At 53.6% G+C, this 18,489-nt stretch carries 15 protein-coding genes and 1 pseudogene; 9 read left to right on the forward strand and 7 right to left on the reverse strand.

Translation table 11 applies throughout. From position 1 onward, the window contains the following. Positions 1 to 1,668 carry an AMP-binding protein gene (locus JAO79_RS11205; protein ID WP_199007344.1) on the reverse strand — a complete coding sequence of 556 codons (1,668 nt, stop codon included), beginning with the start codon at positions 1,666 to 1,668 and terminating at the stop codon, positions 1 to 3. Positions 1,669 to 1,924: 256 nt separating this feature from the next. Between JAO79_RS11205 and JAO79_RS11210 the strand changes: the two genes are divergently transcribed. The 3 genes from JAO79_RS11210 (at position 1,925) to JAO79_RS11220 (ending at position 4,675) form a co-directional block, all read left to right on the forward strand. Next, positions 1,925 to 2,899, forward strand: coding sequence for an ABC transporter substrate-binding protein (locus tag JAO79_RS11210; RefSeq protein ID WP_199007345.1), 975 nt, complete (start codon positions 1,925 to 1,927; stop codon positions 2,897 to 2,899). A gap of 66 nt (positions 2,900 to 2,965) precedes the next feature. Next, positions 2,966 to 3,871, forward strand: coding sequence for an ABC transporter permease (locus tag JAO79_RS11215; protein WP_199007346.1), 906 nt, complete (start codon positions 2,966 to 2,968; stop codon positions 3,869 to 3,871). A 9-nt stretch (positions 3,872 to 3,880) separates the two neighbouring features. Next, positions 3,881 to 4,675 (forward strand): ABC transporter ATP-binding protein, encoded by a 795-nt coding sequence (locus JAO79_RS11220; protein ID WP_199007347.1) that lies wholly within the window; start codon positions 3,881 to 3,883, stop codon positions 4,673 to 4,675. Positions 4,676 to 4,728: 53 nt separating this feature from the next. Here the strand turns inward: JAO79_RS11220 and JAO79_RS11225 are convergent, their stop codons facing one another. Then, positions 4,729 to 5,544 carry a DUF6160 family protein gene (locus JAO79_RS11225; RefSeq protein WP_199007348.1) on the reverse strand — a complete coding sequence of 272 codons (816 nt, stop codon included), beginning with the start codon at positions 5,542 to 5,544 and terminating at the stop codon, positions 4,729 to 4,731. Between the two features lie 373 nt (positions 5,545 to 5,917). On the opposite strand from JAO79_RS11225, the gene JAO79_RS11230 reads away from it, so the two are divergent. From JAO79_RS11230 to JAO79_RS16565, 5 genes and pseudogenes are all read left to right on the forward strand, one after another. Next, positions 5,918 to 8,056: an adenosylcobalamin-dependent ribonucleoside-diphosphate reductase gene (locus tag JAO79_RS11230; RefSeq protein WP_199007349.1), complete on the forward strand. Its 2,139-nt coding sequence runs from the start codon at positions 5,918 to 5,920 to the stop codon at positions 8,054 to 8,056. A gap of 30 nt (positions 8,057 to 8,086) precedes the next feature. Continuing rightward, positions 8,087 to 8,785, forward strand: coding sequence for an NrdJb (locus JAO79_RS11235; RefSeq protein WP_199007350.1), 699 nt, complete (start codon positions 8,087 to 8,089; stop codon positions 8,783 to 8,785). Positions 8,786 to 8,889: 104 nt separating this feature from the next. Next, positions 8,890 to 9,342, forward strand: a complete 453-nt coding sequence (locus tag JAO79_RS11240; RefSeq protein WP_199007351.1) for a hypothetical protein — start codon at positions 8,890 to 8,892, stop codon at positions 9,340 to 9,342. 108 nt (positions 9,343 to 9,450) lie between these two features. Further along, positions 9,451 to 9,936: a GNAT family N-acetyltransferase gene (locus JAO79_RS11245; protein WP_199007352.1), complete on the forward strand. Its 486-nt coding sequence runs from the start codon at positions 9,451 to 9,453 to the stop codon at positions 9,934 to 9,936. A 202-nt stretch (positions 9,937 to 10,138) separates the two neighbouring features. Beyond that, positions 10,139 to 10,450 (forward strand): annotated as a pseudogene (locus JAO79_RS16565) (methylated-DNA--[protein]-cysteine S-methyltransferase); the annotation flags it as partial. On the opposite strand, the gene JAO79_RS11255 reads toward JAO79_RS16565, so the two are convergent. Beyond that, positions 10,413 to 11,291 (reverse strand): metal-dependent hydrolase, encoded by an 879-nt coding sequence (locus tag JAO79_RS11255; RefSeq protein ID WP_227664558.1) that lies wholly within the window; start codon positions 11,289 to 11,291, stop codon positions 10,413 to 10,415. The pseudogene JAO79_RS16565 and the gene JAO79_RS11255 sit on opposite strands and share 38 nt — an antisense overlap. Before the next feature lie 148 nt (positions 11,292 to 11,439). Between JAO79_RS11255 and JAO79_RS11260 the strand changes: the two genes are divergently transcribed. Then, a complete protein-coding gene (locus tag JAO79_RS11260; protein ID WP_199007354.1) occupies positions 11,440 to 12,459 on the forward strand; it encodes a class I fructose-bisphosphate aldolase in 1,020 nt (339 codons plus the stop codon). A gap of 11 nt (positions 12,460 to 12,470) precedes the next feature. Here the strand turns inward: JAO79_RS11260 and JAO79_RS11265 are convergent, their stop codons facing one another. From JAO79_RS11265 to htpG, 4 genes are all read right to left on the reverse strand, one after another. Beyond that, positions 12,471 to 13,448, reverse strand: a complete 978-nt coding sequence (locus tag JAO79_RS11265) for a tRNA dihydrouridine synthase (protein WP_199007355.1) — start codon at positions 13,446 to 13,448, stop codon at positions 12,471 to 12,473. A 136-nt stretch (positions 13,449 to 13,584) separates the two neighbouring features. Continuing rightward, positions 13,585 to 15,756, reverse strand: coding sequence for a catalase/peroxidase HPI (katG, locus tag JAO79_RS11270; protein WP_199007356.1), 2,172 nt, complete (start codon positions 15,754 to 15,756; stop codon positions 13,585 to 13,587). Positions 15,757 to 16,052: 296 nt separating this feature from the next. After that, positions 16,053 to 16,271 carry a DUF2835 domain-containing protein gene (locus JAO79_RS11275; RefSeq protein WP_199007357.1) on the reverse strand — a complete coding sequence of 73 codons (219 nt, stop codon included), beginning with the start codon at positions 16,269 to 16,271 and terminating at the stop codon, positions 16,053 to 16,055. A gap of 12 nt (positions 16,272 to 16,283) precedes the next feature. After that, the gene (gene htpG / locus JAO79_RS11280) at positions 16,284 to 18,176 is read right to left on the reverse strand and encodes a molecular chaperone HtpG (protein ID WP_199007358.1); all 1,893 of its coding nucleotides are present in this window, start codon (positions 18,174 to 18,176) and stop codon (positions 16,284 to 16,286) included. Positions 18,177 to 18,489: the final 313 nt, after the last annotated feature.

The raw sequence follows: 18,489 nt of genomic DNA on the forward strand, positions 1-18,489 counted from the left end.
TTACTGCCAAATCACCTTCTGCTTCTGGGCATACCAACCATCAACTTTCGCCTGGTAGGCATCTTCAACCACATTACGCTTAAGCTTGAGCGTTGGAGTCAGGAAGCTGTTCTCAATCGACCACTCATCGCTGACAACGGTGATGAAAGCCAATTGCTCGTGAGGATCAACCGTCTTGTTGACCTGCTCGATCAGGCTCTTGAAGCTCTCTTCGATCTCCGCACGGAAGGCCGCATCGGCGGATTTAGGGCGAATCTCTTCGGACAACACCACCAGAGCGTGCGGCTGAGTCTGGTTTGCGCCAGACACACACACCATCTCGATCGCGTCGTGAGACATCAAGCTGTTTTCGATGGGCGCCGGAGCGATGTACTTGCCTTTGCTGGTCTTAAAGATTTCCTTGATTCGACCGGTCAGCTTCAAGCGACCCATCTCATCAATTTCACCCTTATCACCCGTCCGAAGGAAACCGTCTTCAGTGAAGGCTTCGGCGGTTTTCTCTTCGTCTTTGTAATAGCCCATCATCGTAGCCGGGCTCTTCACCAGAATCTCGCCGATTTCGCTGATCTTGGTTTCAACACCGGGCAATGCCTCACCAACATATCCGGTGCGAGTGCGGCCCGGCTTATTCATGTGAGAATAGGCAAAGTTTTCAGACATGCCGTAACCTTCAAGCAGCTCCAGGCCAAGGTTGCGATACCAGTCCAGAACGTCGTGAGACAAAGGTGCAGACCCGGAACCGGCCAGCTTCACTTTGCTCAAACCAAGCCCTTTGAGCACTTTCTTCTTGATAACCTTGTTGAGCAGCGGCACTTTGAGCAAACGCTCCAGCTTCTTCTTTGGAAGCTTCTGCAGAACACCGTGCTGGAACTTCACCCACAGACGAGGCACCGACAGGAACAAGGTCGGCTCGGCTCGCTGCAGATCGGCAACAAACGTATCAAGGGATTCTGCAAAGTACAGCTCGAAACCGGCATACAAAGAACCCAACTCTACGAAGGTGCGCTCGAATACGTGAGCCAAAGGCAGGTAGGACAACATCCGCTCGTTCGGCCCCACCCCAAGAGTTTGCGTACCACCAACAGCAGCAAATGCCATGTTCTCGAAGCTAAGCATGACCCCCTTCGGACGACCGGTACTGCCGGAGGTGTAGACAATCGTAGCCAGTTCACTGGCTTCGCGCTGCGGCTTGCCTTCCAGCGGCGGGTACTTGGCAACAATATCGTCCCAGGTTTCAAAATTATTAGACGGGCTAAGCGGGTAAGAAATACAACGCACGGAGTCTGGCACGCCAGGCTTCATCATTTCCCAGTCGTCCAGCTTACCAACAAACAACACGTCACATTCTGCGTGGCCAAGAATGTAGTTAACGGTGTCGGCGTTCAGCGTTGGATACAACGGCACTGAAATATGCCCGGCCAACCAAATTGCCCAATCGGTCATTACCCAATGAGCACAATTCTTGGAAATCAAGCCGATTCGGCTCTTTTCCGGCAAGTTGAGAGATTTCAGGTACGCCGCCATCCGACGAGCTTCGTCGATCGCGCGCCCCCACGTATATTCAACAACCTGACCGTTTCCGATTGGCTGTGTCATGTAGAGTGCGCTGGCGTTCGTGGCCTCCCAGTGGTAGACCATATCGAGTGGGAGTTTCTGGTTGGAGTCCATGGATCTTCCTGTCTTTTCTTTATAGTTGGATGACTTGCGTATTATTAGACTTTAGTCGTGCTTTGCAACATGTGAGTGTATATCCAAATGTTATGAATACGAAACCTTTTCAATTCATCAGAGCTTTGCCACTTTAAACCCGAAAACTGTCGATAGTCACTACCCTCAATGCCGTAAGCCTGTGTTAAACTGGCCAACTTTGAGTTTTCAACCCTGCACACAAGGGAAAACAACCCCAAAAACCGGAGATGGGCATATGGCCAAAAAGACCCTGCGCACCCTGCTTGCCGCGTCCTTGCTGGCGGCTGCGAGCCTGGTACAGGCTGAAGACACCCGCGTTGTAGCCATCACGCAAATTGTTGAACATCCTGCTCTAGACGCTGCTCACCAAGGCGTAAAAGACGAACTTGCCGAGCACGGATATGTCGACGGCGAAAACCTGCGCCTCATGCACGAGAGTGCTCAGGGCAACTCCGCCATCGCGACCCAGATCGCCCGTAAATTTGTGGGTGAAAGCCCGGATGTGATCGTCGCCATCGCGACACCTTCCGCTCAAACCGTTGCAGCCGCTGCACGCAAGACCCCTGTCGTGTTTTCGGCGGTAACGGATCCAGTTGTCGCCAAGCTGGTTAAAAGCTGGGAAGAGCCAGGCGCGAACATCACAGGTGTCAGCGACATGCTTCCCATTGAGAAGCACATCGACCTGCTTCAGCGCGTTATGCCGGATGCCAAGAAAATCGGTACCGTTTACAATCCCGGCGAAGCCAACGCAGTTGCTCTGATCGAGCTTCTGGAAGAGCGTCTCGCAGCCCGCGGGCTGGAGCTGGTTAAAGGTGCCGCCACCAAAACATCAGAAGTACTGGGCGCAGCTCGTTCTCTGGTTGGAAAAGCTGACGCGATTTATCTGACCACCGATAATACCGTTATCAGCGCAGCAGAAGCCGTGGTCTCTGTGGGTGAGCGCTCTGACATTCCGGTATTTGCTGCCGATACAGCGACCGTCTCCCGAGGTGCTGTAGCCGCACTTGGCTTTGATTATTACAAGCACGGCCGTCAGACCGGTGCCATGGTTGTTCGCATCCTGGAAGGTGCAGAGACAGCCAACATGCCTGTAGAAACCATGGAAGAACTCGACCTGTTTGTGAACCCGGCCGCCGGAGAGCGCATGGGTATCACACTGTCTGATGATGTTATCAAGGACGCCAAAGAAGTCGTCAACAGCGACAAATAATGCCTGACCAACACGGGCGAGCCTCACAAGGGCCCGCCCGTTTTCTTTCTCGGTGACTTATTACCCATGTTAAGCGAAATCGCATTCTACGGTGCTCTTGAAACCGGCCTCATCTACGGCCTGGTTGCCTTTGGTATCTATCTTTCTTTCCGTGTTCTGGATTTTCCGGATCTAACAGTCGACGGCAGCTTTCCTTTAGGTGCTGCCGTGGCGGCTGTTCTCATTATTTCTGGCTGGAACCCGTGGCTGGCTACCGGTATGGCTGTCATCGCAGGCATGGCGGCTGGTGCCGTAACCGCCATTTTGAATGTTAAACTCAACATTCTGAACCTGCTCGCCTCCATCCTGACCATGATCGCACTCTATTCCGTTAACCTGCGCATCATGGGCCGACCAAACCTGGCACTACTGACCGAAGACACAGTGTTGACCCCGTGGTACGACATTGAGTTTCTCGAATTCCATCAGGTATCGGTTGTACTGTTTGCTATTGTTGTCATCGTCTCACTCATACTCCTGTGGCGATTCATGAAGTCTGAAACCGGTCTTGCGATGCGCGCAACCGGCGCCAATGCACGCATGGCTCGCGCCCAAGGGATAGCAACCGGTGGCATGATCATTTTCGGTGTTGCGCTTTCAAACGGTCTGGTGGGTCTTGCAGGCGCACTGTTCGCCCAGAGCCAAGGTGCCGCTGACGTCACCATGGGCGTGGGCGTGATCGTTATCGGGCTAGCATCTCTTATCGGTGGCGAGGCTGTTATTACGCCCTCATCGGTGATGCGGGCACTGATTGCCTGCGTCATTGGCGCGATCATTTACCGGCTGGCCATCGCCTTCGCGCTGAATGCTGATGTACTCGGGCTTCAGGCGCAGGATCTCAACCTGATCACTGCCGTTCTGGTAACCCTGGCGATTGTGTTGCCGGGCGTGCGCACCAACCTTACAAACCGCTTTAGCCGCAAGAAAGCCTGAGGAGGCCCTATGATCAGCGCAACCGATCTTAAGCTCACCTTTGGCAAGGGAACGCCTCTGGAGAATCCCGCCTTGCGAGGCATGAGCCTGACCGTGAATCAGGGCGAATTTGTGACCGTAATCGGCAGTAACGGTGCCGGTAAATCGACATTCCTGAATGCCCTGTCCGGCGAGGTAATGGTCGATAGCGGTAAAATCGTCGTCGACAATCTGGATGTGACCAAGCTACCCACCCACAAACGGGCTGGCCGCGTGGCACGCGTATTTCAGGACCCGCTGGCCGGCACCTGCGAAGGTTTAAGCATTGAAGAAAACCTGGCACTTGCTATCAAACGCGGCCAACGCCGTGGCCTGACCAGCGCCGTCAAACGCCAATACCTTGCTCAGTTCCGGGAGAGCCTGTCCACACTGAAGCTGGGCTTGGAAAATCGACTTGGCGACAAGATGGGATTGTTGTCAGGCGGCCAACGTCAGGCCGTTAGCCTGCTGATGGCAAGCCTAACCCCCTCTTCTATCCTGCTGCTGGACGAGCACACCGCCGCGCTGGACCCGAAAACGGCAGCATTCGTGCTGGAGTTAACCACCAAGATCATTGAAGAGCAGAAGCTGACCGCCTTGATGGTAACTCACAGCATGAAACAGGCGCTGGAGGTGGGTACTCGCACCGTAATGCTGCACCAAGGCCAGGTGGTGTTCGACATTAAAGGTAAAGAACGTGAAGGCCTGGAAGTAAAAGACCTCCTCGAGTTGTTCGAAAAACAACGGGGAATCACCGTGGATGACGACAGCCTGTTACTAGGCTGATAAAGAACGGGAGCCTGAATGGCTCCCGTTCTTACATCGGCCGATGCCGGAAATTAATGGCCATAAATCAGCATTGACGTATTACTGATGGTCAGATCATCCAAAGCAAGCGAGCCGATTGAGGTTCCCCCAACAATCACACCACCTATCCGCACATCAGCTTCAAACGTTTGCAAGTCAAGAGCGAGGCTCTGCGCACCCCGCGAGTTTGCGGCCTTGTAGATATCCAGTTCGACAGGGGCAAACACTCTTAGCGGCTGAGGCGCCTGCAAATCATAATCTGCACCGGTTAATTCAAAATCCCGTATACCCAACGCCAGGAAAGGTACATCGAAATCCATATCGTCAATAGCGATATCTGTTTTAAAGTTCAGCGTGTCTGTCGCGGTATCAATGCGAATCGTACCGGAGCCGATCAACGCATCCATGTTGAAGTTATCGAGAATGACCGTGGAACCGCCGCTACCGGTCAGGTTCCAAGCGCCCGTGGACACTCTGAAATCCACCGCATTGAAGGCAAGAGGCAGCAAATTGATGATGGCATCGCCATCGCGCGCCACATCAATATTGACCCGGACGTTATCCAAACGATCCGTGGCCGCCCCGTTCATATTCAGCCCCATATCTGAAAACATATCCGTACGATTGGCACCCCCAACGAATATATCGTTGACCTCCAGCGATCCTTCATCGGTATAGATAAAACGGTCGATATTCAGCTTCGTCTCAAGCTCGATGGTTACACCGGCCTGCCCGGTGATATTTCCCATCGAAGCCTCATCCAGCGGCTGAACGCCGGTACCTGCAAAAGCCAGCGTCGGCGCTCCGCTCACGAACAGCGCTAATAATGTTGGTTTCAGGCCTTTCATTATTTTTTTCCTTGTATAGTATTAGCCAATTCCTATGGGCCACTGCAGACTTACGACACCACCACTCCAGTTTACCGATACGTCGCTATACAAGACGTGCAATGCTCACATATTCCTCAACTTGTTCAGTTATAAATCAGCGCATGGATTCGCGGAAATCGGCCGATTTTTTACAGAGCAAGCCACCAGCACAGGCCCCGCATGGTGTTGCGAACTTTCAAGTGTTTTTTCATTGAATTTCTTTGCTCGCGCCCCTCGATTCATAGGTTATCCCTTATTCACAAAACACTATATCCTGTTATACTCATCGAAAATTAACCCATATATAGGGTTATAGACGAGAAGACAGTTATTAAAAAAGCAGAGGGTGGCAATGAACGCTAAGGCACAGGCAGTGATCACAACGATTCCCATGCAGGAAGCTTCGCTCGACATCTGGGCCAGCAAATATCAGCTGAAAACCAAGACCGGCGAGTCCGTCGATAAAGACATTAATGCAACCTACGAGCGGGTCGCCAAAGCCCTGGCTGAAGTGGAAAAAAAGAATGTACGCGACAAGTACATGAAGGAATTCTTGTGGGCTCTGCAGAACGGTGCAATTCCCGCTGGCCGGATCACGTCGAATGCGGGTGCCGAAGCACACAAACCGGCGACCTCGACTATTAACTGCACGGTTTCCGGCAACATCCATGACTCCATGAACGATATTCTGGAGAAAAACCACGAAGCCGGCCTAACCCTCAAGGCGGGCTGTGGTATTGGTTATGAGTTTTCCACTCTGCGTCCCCGTGGTGCCTACGTGGCTGGCGCTGGTGCAACAACCTCTGGCCCGCTTTCGTTCATGGATATCTTTGATCGCATGTGCTTCACCGTCTCCTCTGCCGGCGGTCGTCGCGGTGCGCAAATGGCCACCTTTGACGTTCACCACCCGGACGTCATCGAGTTTATTCAAGCCAAGCGCGAAGACGGTCGCTTGCGTCAGTTCAACCTGTCACTGCTGATCACCGAGGATTTCATCGAAGCCGTGCGCAATGGCGCCGATTGGCACCTGTCGTTCCCGGTCAGCCAGAAAGAAGTCGAGCAAGAAGAGCTCGACCTGACCGACACCAGCAAATTCCTCTACCGCGATTTCCCGGTGCAGGACAGCTATGTAGTTAACGATGAAGGCAAAGTGGCCTGCCGCATCTATAAAACGGTAAAGGCCCAGTTCATCTGGGACACCATCATGACCAGCACCTATGACTATGCCGAGCCAGGATTCATCCTGATCGACAAGGTCAACCAGATGAACAACAACTGGTTCTGCGAAGACATTCGTGCCACCAACCCTTGTGGTGAACAGCCTCTCCCTCCTTACGGAAGCTGCCTGCTGGGCTCTGTAAACCTTACTAAGTTCGTGGACTACCCGTTCACTGACAAAGCCAGCTTCAACTACGAAAAGTACCGCAAGGTTGTAGGCACCTTCACCCGCATGCTCGACAACGTAGTAGAAATCAACGGCCTGCCGCTGGAAGAGCAGCGCCATGAGATCACCTACAAGCGCCGTCACGGCATGGGCATTTTGGGGCTGGGCTCCACGCTTGCCATGCTACGCATGCCCTACGGTTCCGATGAGTCCGTCGCCTTTACCGAAGAAGTGGTTCGCGAGATGGCCGTTGAAGGCTGGCGCCAGTCCTTGGCGCTTGCGGAAGAAAAAGGCGCAGCTCCCATCATGGACGACGAGTTTGAAGTAACGCCAAAGATGCTGTCCAAATGCCCTGAACTGGCGAAAGACGGCCACAAAGTTGGCGACAAGCTGAAAGGTAAAGTACTGCACGCCAAATACAGCCGCTACATGCAGAAGATTGGCGAAGTTGAACCGGAGCTGATTGAAAAGCTGGCAGAGAAAGGCGGGCGATTCACTCACCATACTTCGATCGCGCCTACTGGAACCATCAGCCTGTCGTTGGCTAACAACGCCAGTAACGGTATTGAACCGAGCTTCTCGCACCATTACGCTCGAAACATCATCCGTGAAGGCCGCAAGACCAAAGAGAAAGTGGATGTTTTCTCGTTCGAGTTGCTGGCATACCGTCATCTGGTAAATCCGGGTGCCATGCCGTTCTCCGCTGACGAAGACAAAAAACTGCCAAGCTACTTCACGACATCCGACGATGTCACGCCGAAGCAGCACGTAGACATCCAGGCCGCCGCGCAGAAATGGGTAGATTCCTCCATTTCCAAAACCGCGAACGTGCCTCAAGATTTCGCATATCAGGACTTCAAGGGCATTTATCTGTACGCCTACGATCAAGGCTTGAAAGGTTGCACCACCTTCCGTTTCAACCCGGAAGCCTTCCAGGGCGTACTGGTTAAAGAGAAAGACCTAGAAAACACTCTGTACGAGTTTACCCTGGACGACGGCAGCAAAGTCACCTTGAAGGGCAATGAACAGGTAGAATACGACGGTGAAATTCATACGGCCGCAAACCTGTTTGACGCGCTCAAAGAAGGCACTTACGGCAAGTATTGATCCCGGAACCCGACAGATAGGACAACGAAAATGACAGTTAAAATCAGCAACCAGATTGTCGGCTACCGAGTGAAAAAAGCCGACACAGAAGCCAGCACCGAAAGCCCGGCCGCCGCGCAGCCGGATACCAAGCCCGTTCAGATGAACGAATACATCGAGCGGCCTGACTTCTTGCTGGGCACCACCTACAAGATCAAACCGCCGGTGGCGGAGCACGCGATGTACATTACGATCAATGACATCCTGCTGAACGAAGACACCGACCATGAAAGCCGCCAGCCGTACGAAGTGTTCATCAACTCCAAGTCGATGGAACACTTCCAGTGGGTTATCGCGCTGACCCGGGTTATCTCGGCAGTCTTCCGCAAAGGCGGGGATCTTACCTTCCTCGTTGAGGAACTTCGCAGCGTTTACGATCCCAATGGTGGTTACTTCAAGAAAGGCGGTGTGTTCATGCCGTCGCTGGTGGCCGAAATTGGCGCCGTCATCGAGAAACACCTGAAGGCCATCGGTCTTTTGGAAAGCGACGAGATGAGCGAAACTACCAAGCGCATTCTGGCTGAAAAACGTGCTGAATTTGAAGCATCACACAGCACGGCCACTAACGATGACACCAGCAGCGATTACCCTGCCAACGCCACTATGTGCGGCAAGTGCAGCACCAAAGCGGTTATTGTCATGGACGGATGCGCAACGTGCTTGTCTTGTGGTGACAGCAAGTGTGGCTGAGTTGACTCCAGCACAATAATGAAAGCCCGGTTACGTGAGTTGCCGGGCTTTTTGTTTGTTGGTGAACATGCCCCCTCCCTACCCATTCTTGACGGTACACAGTCATGGCAAAATCCCTAGCGCTCACCTCTCTTCTTGCGGTTTTGGCAGGCCTGATCGCTTTTCAGTATTACATTACCTCGGTGCCAAGCCTCAGCGACCCGATCACCGCCACAAACGCCCACTACGCTGATAACGAAAATTCGTTACTGGTTTCCATGACCGGAAGTGACGGCCAAACATTCACATTCGGACTGCGTGGCGAAATCATCGATAAACCGGACGAGGCCGCCCTATTCTTCATCAGCTATCCCGAGTTTGTCCCCTACGTATACTGGCCAGGTTTACGCAGTAACGACGAAAAGCGTGTGGCAAATCTACTAGGCCGCTGGGCCCAGAGCCTCGATAACCCGGCAGCCGTCGAGGCCCGCTTTGTCCAGGCAGAGCAAACGAACACTACCCCGGATGCGGATGCCGCGGCGTATCAAATCTACTCGGTGTTGCAGAGCAGGAACTGACGCCTCGCCCAAAGGCTGGATTTTCCCGCAGTTGTCGGTATGCTTCAAAGAGCGGTCAACGACTTGGCCATCAACCTGCTTTCTCACACAGGTGGATACTGAAACGATATGACTACAGCCCCTTCGATCACCATTCGCAAATATCGAATTAAAGACCTGAGCCCGGTGGTTCGTCTGTTTACGGATTCTGTTCACGAGCTGACGGCAGCTGCTTACGACGAAACCCAGCGTTATGCGTGGGCCTCACGAACTCCAAACCTGGACACTTGGCAAGACCGTTTGGCCACACTGGAAACTCTCGTCGCCGAGGACGGCGATGCGCTTGCCGGCTTTATCTCGTATGAACCAAGCGGCGCAATCGATCTAGTCTTTACCGGCCCCAACTACGCCCGCCAAGGCATTGCATCGGCGCTTTACCAGGAAGCCGAACAGCAGCTCCTGGCCAAAGGCGTTAAAGAACTGGAAACCGAAGCCAGCGTTATTGCCCGCCCGTTCTTTGAAAAACACGGGTTTGAAGTCCTCGAAGAACAGCACGTCACCATGAAGGGGACTCAGTTCCTGCGCTTCAAAATGCGCAAAGAACTGCAGGGCTGAGAAAGTGATGTACTATGGCATTGCTCACAGCGCCCTGGGTTGGGCGCTTGTGGTTTGGAGCGATCGAGGCCTGCTTTCAGTCGATTTGAGCGATCAAAAGGAGCCGCTCGATAGCTTGATAGCAGAGCGTTTTCCTTCTCAAGCAATATCACCGGCAGACGAGCAAGACACGGTGTTGCTGACAAACATTATTACGGTGCTGGAAGATCCGGAAACCCCGCTCGACCTTCCGTTAGCTTTAGAGGGCACCGCCTTTCAAAAAAAGGTCTGGCAAGCTCTTCAGGGCATTCCCCCGGGACAAACAATCACCTATTCGGAGTTGGCAATCCATCTGGGCAAACCGAAAGCCGTACGCGCGGTGGCAAATGCCTGTGGGGCAAATCAATTGGCCGTCATAGTACCCTGCCACCGTGTTGTCCGGTCGGATGGCGGATTAGGTGGCTACCGCTGGGGTATCGAACGCAAAAAAGCTTTGCTCAATCGCGAAGCGAAGCTGGCAGCCATCGTTTCTTAGCCTTGTCGAGCAGGTGTCGAACATCGTTATTCCATGGGTGGAAGTTAGGGCTGTAGTAACGCAGATACGAAGGAATCATCTTGCGGAAGATTCCCGGCTTTACCCACATATACTTCAGCGCGGCCGCCCAGGATTTGAGGTTGGCGAGCTCACCCTCTTCTCTCATCAACTGAACCAAATGCAGTGAAGTGTAAAAAGGAAACATCACACTCACATACATCATCTCAGTCACGCGAACGAACTCGCTGCCACCCACCGACCGGTACACGTCGAACGCGACGGCTTTATGCTCTGACTCTTCAATCGCGTGCCAGGCCCAAACCGGCGCAATACGAGGATCCATTTCCTCCAGCGCGTCGAATTTGAGCAAAAACTCTTCCGCCATCATCGCGGTGAAGTGTTCGACCGCGACCGTATGCGCCAATTGCCGCTCAGGACTCAGGTTCTTTCGCATCCAATCCATGAACCACTGGATTTCACGTTCGATGCGGGCCAGGCCCACCCCTTTTTCCTCCAGGCAGCCATTCATCAATTTGTGCTCTTTCGAATGATGGGCTTCCTGGCCAATAAAGGCACGAATCGACTGCTGCAGTTCCGGATCTGAAATCTGATCCTGATAATAACGCACCGAATCGATAAAGAAGCGCTCGCCCGGAGGGAAGCTGGCCGACAACGCAGCCAACAAGAGTGTCTTGGCCGGATCGTTATCCCACCAATATTTCGGCAAGTCCTCAGACAACTCGAAATCCGGACTGCGAACCACCGGTTGAAAACCTTTCGGCGTCAACGACCGATAAACTTTCTTTCCGGCAGCCTTAACGGTGTTCGTGGCCATGTTCATAACAAACCTCCAGCCCTAATCCAGTTGACTTACTCTCAGGCTAGTCCTCCTGATACCTATAGGGCAGGTGTAAAGAGGCCAATTTCGTCTCATGACTATGGCAATTACCGGCTAAACTCACTGAAGACCTATGATTCAAGGAGGCATCATGAGCACCGCCGATGAACTGCAAACTACCATCAACGATCTGATCCACCCCGACAAAGGCATACTTGCGGCGGACGAAAGCGCGCCCACCATCGCCAAACGATTTTCAGCTATTGGCGTGCAATCAACGGAAGCGTCCCGGCGGGAGTACCGGAGTCTAATCTTCTCAACGCCCGATCTCGGCGAGCACATCAGTGGCGTTATTCTGTTTGAAGAAACCTTAGGCCAATTGAGTCTTGATGATGTGCCGATACCAAAACTGCTTGAGTCCCGAGGCATCGTGCCCGGTATAAAAGTGGATGCGGGTAAAGGCCCTTTAGTGAATGCACCTGGCGATGAAATAACCTTCGGGTTAGACGGGCTGGGTTCCCGGCTGGAACACTACAAGGCACTCGGTGCCCGCTTTGCCAAGTGGCGAAGTGTCTTTCATGTGTCGGATACCCTGCCCTCCCATCAGGCCATTGAAGCCAATGCCGAAGTTTTGGCTCGCTACGCCGCGGAGTGCCAGGCGCTGGGCATTGTGCCCATTGTCGAGCCCGAAGTATTGATCGATGGCGACCACCCGATCGAGCGAACGGCGGAGGTGAGTGAAAACGTCCTGAACAGGGTTTTTGGTGCTTTGCACCGGCATCATGTCCGGTATGAGTGGATGGTACTGAAACCCAGTATGGTGACACCCGGCAAAGATGCGGATAAAGCGTCACCCGAACAAATCGCAGCGGCCACTCTTCGTGTGTTTCGACGCTCCGTGCCGGCTGCTGTGCCCGGCATCATGTTTCTATCGGGCGGGCAATCACCGGAAGAATCGACAGCCAACCTCAATGCGATGAATAGCTTGGGATCACAACCGTGGGAGTTAAGTTTTTCTTATGGTCGGGCACTGCAGGAGCCCGCCCAGAAAGCCTGGGCTGGCGAACGAAGTAACGCAGAGAAAACCCAGGCCGCTCTCAAAAAACGCGCACATCTGAACGGCTTGGCGCGCTCCGGGAGCTATTCGCCGGCACTCGAACACGAAGACTGACACGGATTGCCTCAGGCAGCGGCTGTGTCTCCAGTGGGCGCAGTGGCCGCCTGACTAAGGCAGTCCAACATAGGCGCCACGTCACGCAGTTTGCGTGCATCCGGCCAGAGCAATTCCGCTTCCGGGAAGCCTTGTCTCAAAAAGTTAAGCCACTGTTTAATGCGGCCGGTAACGAACCGGTCTTCCAAGCGGGTCTGCAAAGCCTCGGCATATTCTCGCACCAGAGCCACGGCTTCGGGCCAGGTCATTGGCTCCAATGATTCTCCGCGCTGGGACGCTTTGATTTGGGCTGCCAAGTCCGGACGGGCAATCAAGCCGCGGCCAATCATCACATCCTCGCAGCCTGAGACTTCACGGCAACGCCAGTAGTCATCAACAGTCCAGATTTCACCGTTAGCAATCACATGGCTGTTGACCGCTTCTCGCACCTTGGCAATCTCTTCCCAGTAGGCCGGTGGTTTATAACCATCCACCTTGCTACGGGCATGAATGACAATTTCCGATGCGCCGGCCGCCTCCAGAGCTTGCCCGCAGGCAACGCCCATGGACCGGTCGTCGTACCCCAAGCGCATCTTGGCGGTAACGGGAATATCGGCAGGAACGGCTTTACGAACGCCAGCGGCAATCTCGTACATCAGCTCCGGCTCTCGCATCAGCACACAACCACCTTTGTGCCGATTCACGGTTTTCGCGGGGCAACCGAAGTTGATATCGACCTGTGTAGCCCCCAATTCAGCAGCTTTCGCACCATGTCGCCCCATCATTTCGGGGTCTGACCCCAATAGCTGAACCGCTACCGGAACACCCGCCTGAGTCAGGGATTGATTATGCAGCTCCGGAGCGTACTTGTAGAAAATACGAGGTGGCAACATGCCCTGAGTCACACGAACAAATTCGGTAACACACCGGTCAATGCCACCGACCTTGGTCAGGGTTTCGCGGATGGGTGCATCGACCAGCCCTTCCATCGGGGCAAGGATGATTCGCATGAAAACTCCAGAGGCAATATAAGGACGTTCGGAATAAGACTGCTCAGAAAGCAAGCGGAGGGGATTGTAAGGAATTTACCTGAAAGTTGATAGCAGGATACTCCCCTATCGGAGCATCCTGCCGGCTGGTGTCGGTTTAACCCTGCAGATCAAATCGATCGGCATTCATAACCTTGGCCCAAGCCCGGACAAAATCATTTACAAATTTCTGCTGATTGTCATCCTGGGCGTATACCTCAGCGTACGAACGTAGAATGGAGTTAGAACCGAACACCAGGTCAACCCGTGTCGCAGTCCATTTCACCTCACCGGTTTTGCGGTCGCGAATCTCATAGAGATTACTGCCAACCGATTTCCACGTATAAGCCATGTCGGTCAGGTGAACGAAAAAGTCGTTGCTCAAGACCCCGACACGATCCGTCAATACCCCCGCACCACTATCTCCGTGATTGGTACCGAGCATGCGCATCCCGCCAATCAACACCGTCATTTCTGGCGCCGTCAGACCCATCAATTGCGCACGATCCAGCATCAGTTCCTCGGGCTTGACCGCGTAATCTTTCTTCAACCAGTTCCGGAATGCATCCGCCACCGGCTCTAGTGGCTCGAAAGATTCTGCGTCGGTCATTTCATCCGTCGCATCGCCCCGCCCTTTCAGGAAGGGTACGCGGACCGTGTAACCGGCCGCCTTGGCCGCGCGCTCGATACCGACACTCCCGCCCAACACAATCACATCGGCGATACTGGCTCCGGTATCCGCAGAGATCTGCTCATAAACCTTGAGCACTTTCGACAAACGGTCCGGTTCGTTGCCCTCCCAACGGTTCTGGGGAGCCAAGCGAATCCGCGCACCGTTCGCGCCACCGCGCAAGTCGGAGCCTCGGAAGGTGCGTGCGCTGTCCCAGGCCGTGCTGACCATCTCACCAATGCTCAAATCACTTGCCGCTAGCTGCTGTTTAACGACTTCTTCACTGTAATCGAGGTTTCCGGCTGGTACTGGATCCTGCCAAATCAGCTCTTCAGCAGGCACATCGGGGCCTATGTAACGGCTTTTCGGCCCTAAATCTCGATGCGTCAATTTGAACCAAGCCCTGGCAAAGGTATCGCGGAAATACTCGGGATCTGCCATAAACTTCTCGCAGATCGCGCGATACTTGGGATCCATTTTCATCGCCATATCGGCATCGGTCATAATCGGATTGTGACGCACCGACGGATCGCTGGCATCGACCGGTTTATCCTCTTCCTTAATATCGATGGGTTCCCACTGCCAGGCACCGGCCGGGCTCTTTTTCAGCTCCCACTCGTAACCAAACAGTAGCTTGAAGTACCCCATATCGAATTGGGTCGGGTTCGTGGTCCAAGCGCCTTCAATACCAGAGCTTACCGCGCGACTGGCCAGACCGTTCATATTCGGGTTGTCCCAACCGAGCCCTTGATGTTCAAGATCAGCCGCCTCTGGATCAACTCCCAACACCGAGGCATCACCATTACCATGACACTTACCCACGGTGTGCCCGCCTGCTGTCAACGCCGCCGTTTCCTCATCGTTCATCGCCATCCGGGCAAAGGTTTCGCGTACTTGTTCTCCAGTCTTCAGCGGGTCGGGTTGGCCGTTCACACCCTCTGGGTTCACATAAATCAGTCCCATTTGCACAGCAGCCAATGGATTTTCCATGCTGTCTGGCTTGCTGATGTCTTCATAGCGCTCATCAGACGGAGCCAACCACTCTTTCTCTGAGCCCCAATAGACGTCTTTTTCCGGATGCCAGATGTCCTCACGGCCGAAGGAGAAACCGTAAGACGGCAGCCCCATCGATTCATAAGCGACGGTGCCGGCAAGTACCAATAAATCGGCCCAACTTATTTTGTTGCCATACTTTTTCTTGATCGGCCACAGCAAGCGGCGCGCTTTGTCGAGACTGACGTTATCGGGCCAGGAGCTTAACGGTGCAAAACGCTGATTACCGCTGCTTGCGCCTCCACGGCCATCGGCCAGGCGATAGGTTCCCGCTGCGTGCCAGGACATCCGGATCATCAGCCCCCCGTAGTGGCCCCAATCCGCAGGCCACCATTCCTGGCTTTGCGTCATCAGATCGTGCAGGTCTTTTTTGATACCGTCGAAGTCGAGTGTTTTTACCTCTTCCCGGTAATTGAAGTCGTCGCCCATCGGATTCGTTTTTTGGTCATGCTGATGCAAAATATCCAGATTCAATCCCTCGGGCCACCAGTCCATCACATTACGACTTGCGGTCGAGTTTGCACCATGCATCACTGGACACTTGGCACCCGGGTTATTCTGAGCCATATACTTCTCCTTCACTGCATTGTTTCGTGAAATTGGCTTTGATCCTGATTACCGGAGCAGCCATGGATCGTACGCTTATTGAGCCATCGCATAGTTCTGCCAGTAATCAAACATCACACTGGAGACATCGCCCCAAATCGGAAGCTGACGAATCTTTGGTATTTGCATAGCTTCACCCCCGACTCCAGTTTAGACCAAGTCAGAGTACACACAGCCAGACAATATGAACAATTAATTCAGAATAGAAAAGCCAAAGCTTTTAGCTATCAATCGAGCACAAATTCAAGAAAAGGGCATTACAGCCTTTCAATAGAGGAGAACTTTCCGGAGTCGTCAAACAGAATACGAAAACTGCCTCGTACTCCGTCACGAAGGTAGAACTTGGAGAGAATACGCGCCGGGAAGCGGACGGTACGCCCGTCCCGGCTCGTAGCGTGAACATCGGTCGCTACGCCCTGGTAGAACTTGATCCATTCCTCAGGGCTGATGGCGATGTCCACAGTAATTTGCTGCATTCAGCTACTAACTCAGTTAGCCAGTTCAAGCAGCAAACGGTTCAAGCGGCTCACATACGAGCCTGGGTCTTTCAGCTGTTCACCGCTGGCCAGTGTGGCTTGATCGAACAACACCGCCGATAGCTCGGCAAAACGCTCTTCGCCCTGCTCACTTTCCAAACGCTGAACCAGCGGGTGATCCACATTGATTTCGAAGATCGGCTTGCTGTCCGGTACCGCCTGGCCAGCTGCTTCCATGATCTTCTTCATCTGTGCGCCCATGTCGAACTCACCGGTCACCAAGCAAGCCGGGGAATCGGTCAGGCGGTTGGTTACCCGCACTTCCTGAACACTGTCTTCCAGAGCCTTCTTGATGCGCTCCGTCAGCTCTTTGTGCTCTTTCGCTGCTTCTTCCTGTTGCTTCTTATCTTCCTCGGTTTCTACTTCACCCAAGTCGAGATCACCACGAGCAACATCCTGGAACTGCTTGCTGTCGTATTCGTTGAGGTAACCCATCATCCACTCGTCGATACGGTCAGACAGGATCAATACCTCAATGCCCTTCTTGCGGAAAACTTCAAGATGCGGGCTACTCTTGGCGGCTACGAAGTTATCAGCGGTGATGTAGTAGATCTTTTTCTGACCTTCCTTCATCCGGCTGATGTAGTCATCCAAAGACACGTTCTGGGTTTCTTCGCCGGTGTGGGTAGAGGCAAAGCGCAGCAGCCCGGCAATCTTCTCTTTGTTGCTGAAGTCTTCAGCCGGGCCTTCTTTCAGCACCGTACCGAATTCATTCCAGAAGCTCTGGTACTCGTCAGCATCTTTCTTGGCCAGCTTGGACAGCATATCCAGCACACGCTTGGTCATGGCGGTGCGAATGCTTTCAACAGTGCTGTCGTTCTGCAAAATTTCACGGGATACGTTCAGAGACAGATCGTTGGAATCGATCACACCCTTGGTGAAGCGCAGATACAGCGGCAGGAACTGCTCGGCGTCGTCCATGATGAACACACGCTGCACGTACAGCTTCAGGCCACGCGGCGCCTCACGGTTGTACAGGTCAAACGGTGCACGTTTGGGGATGTACAGCAGGCTGGTGTAGTCCAGCTTGCCTTCCACTTTGTTGTGGGACCACGTCAGCGGATCTTCAAAGTCGTGGGCGATGTGCTTGTAGAATTCTTTGTACTCTTCGTCCTTGATCTCGGTACGCGGCAGAGTCCACAGAGCGGTCGCATCGTTGATGGTTTCGTCTTCGCCCTTCTTGTCCTCTTCCTCGCTCTCCGACTTCATAACAACGGGGAAGGAGATGTGGTCAGAGTATTTCTTAACCAGACTGCGCAGCTTCCAGCCATCGGCAAATTCGGTGGCATCGGGCTTCAGGTGCAGGACAATCTCGGTGCCACGCTTTTCGCGGCTAACCGGCTCAATCGTAAACTCACCGTCGCCTTTAGACGACCAATGTACACCCTCTTCAACCGGAGTGCCCGCGCGGCGGGTAAATACATCAACTTTGTCAGCAACGATAAAGGCAGAATAGAAACCTACACCAAACTGGCCAATCAGCGCGCTGTCTTTCTTTTCATCACCGGACAACTGCTTGAGGAATTCCGCGGTGCCCGAACGTGCGATGGTGCCCAGGTTGGCAATCACGTCATCACGGTTCATGCCGATACCGTTATCAGTCAGGGTGATGGTGCCGGCATCTTTGTCGTAGTCCAGACGGATTTTCAGATCCGAATCGCCTTCAAACAAGGCGTCGTCTTTCAGGGCGGCAAAGCGCAGTTTGTCTTCGGCGTCTGATGCGTTGGAAATCAGCTCACGAAGGAAGATTTCCTTATTGGAATACAGAGAGTGGATCATCAGCTGAAGCAGCTGCTTCACTTCAGTCTGGAATCCCAGGGTCTCTTTATTGGTTTCTACCGTCATGTTTTTTCTCGTCTCCTGCTCGTTACTTAGGAGGAGTGGCGGGGTCAGCTGGTGTCTTCCAAAACACGCTGTGGATACGTCCATGTACGCTCTGCTTCGCCATCCATGGCTACGCAAGGTTTTGGAAGACACCAGCTGACCCCGCCACCCAACTATGGAATTGGGTTCCGGTTCAGCACAGTGTCGGAGCGAGCGGCCGGTATGGCTTTCTGGAACCGTGCGGAGCCATGGATGGCGGAGCCCGAGCCGAACAAGGACGTCTCGAGGCGTGTTTCAGAAAGCCATACCGGCCGCTCGCTTACACCATTACTAA

Origin of the sequence: Marinobacter litoralis, from assembly GCF_016427555.1 — a bacterium.
Lineage (GTDB): Bacteria > Pseudomonadota > Gammaproteobacteria > Pseudomonadales > Oleiphilaceae > Marinobacter > Marinobacter litoralis_A.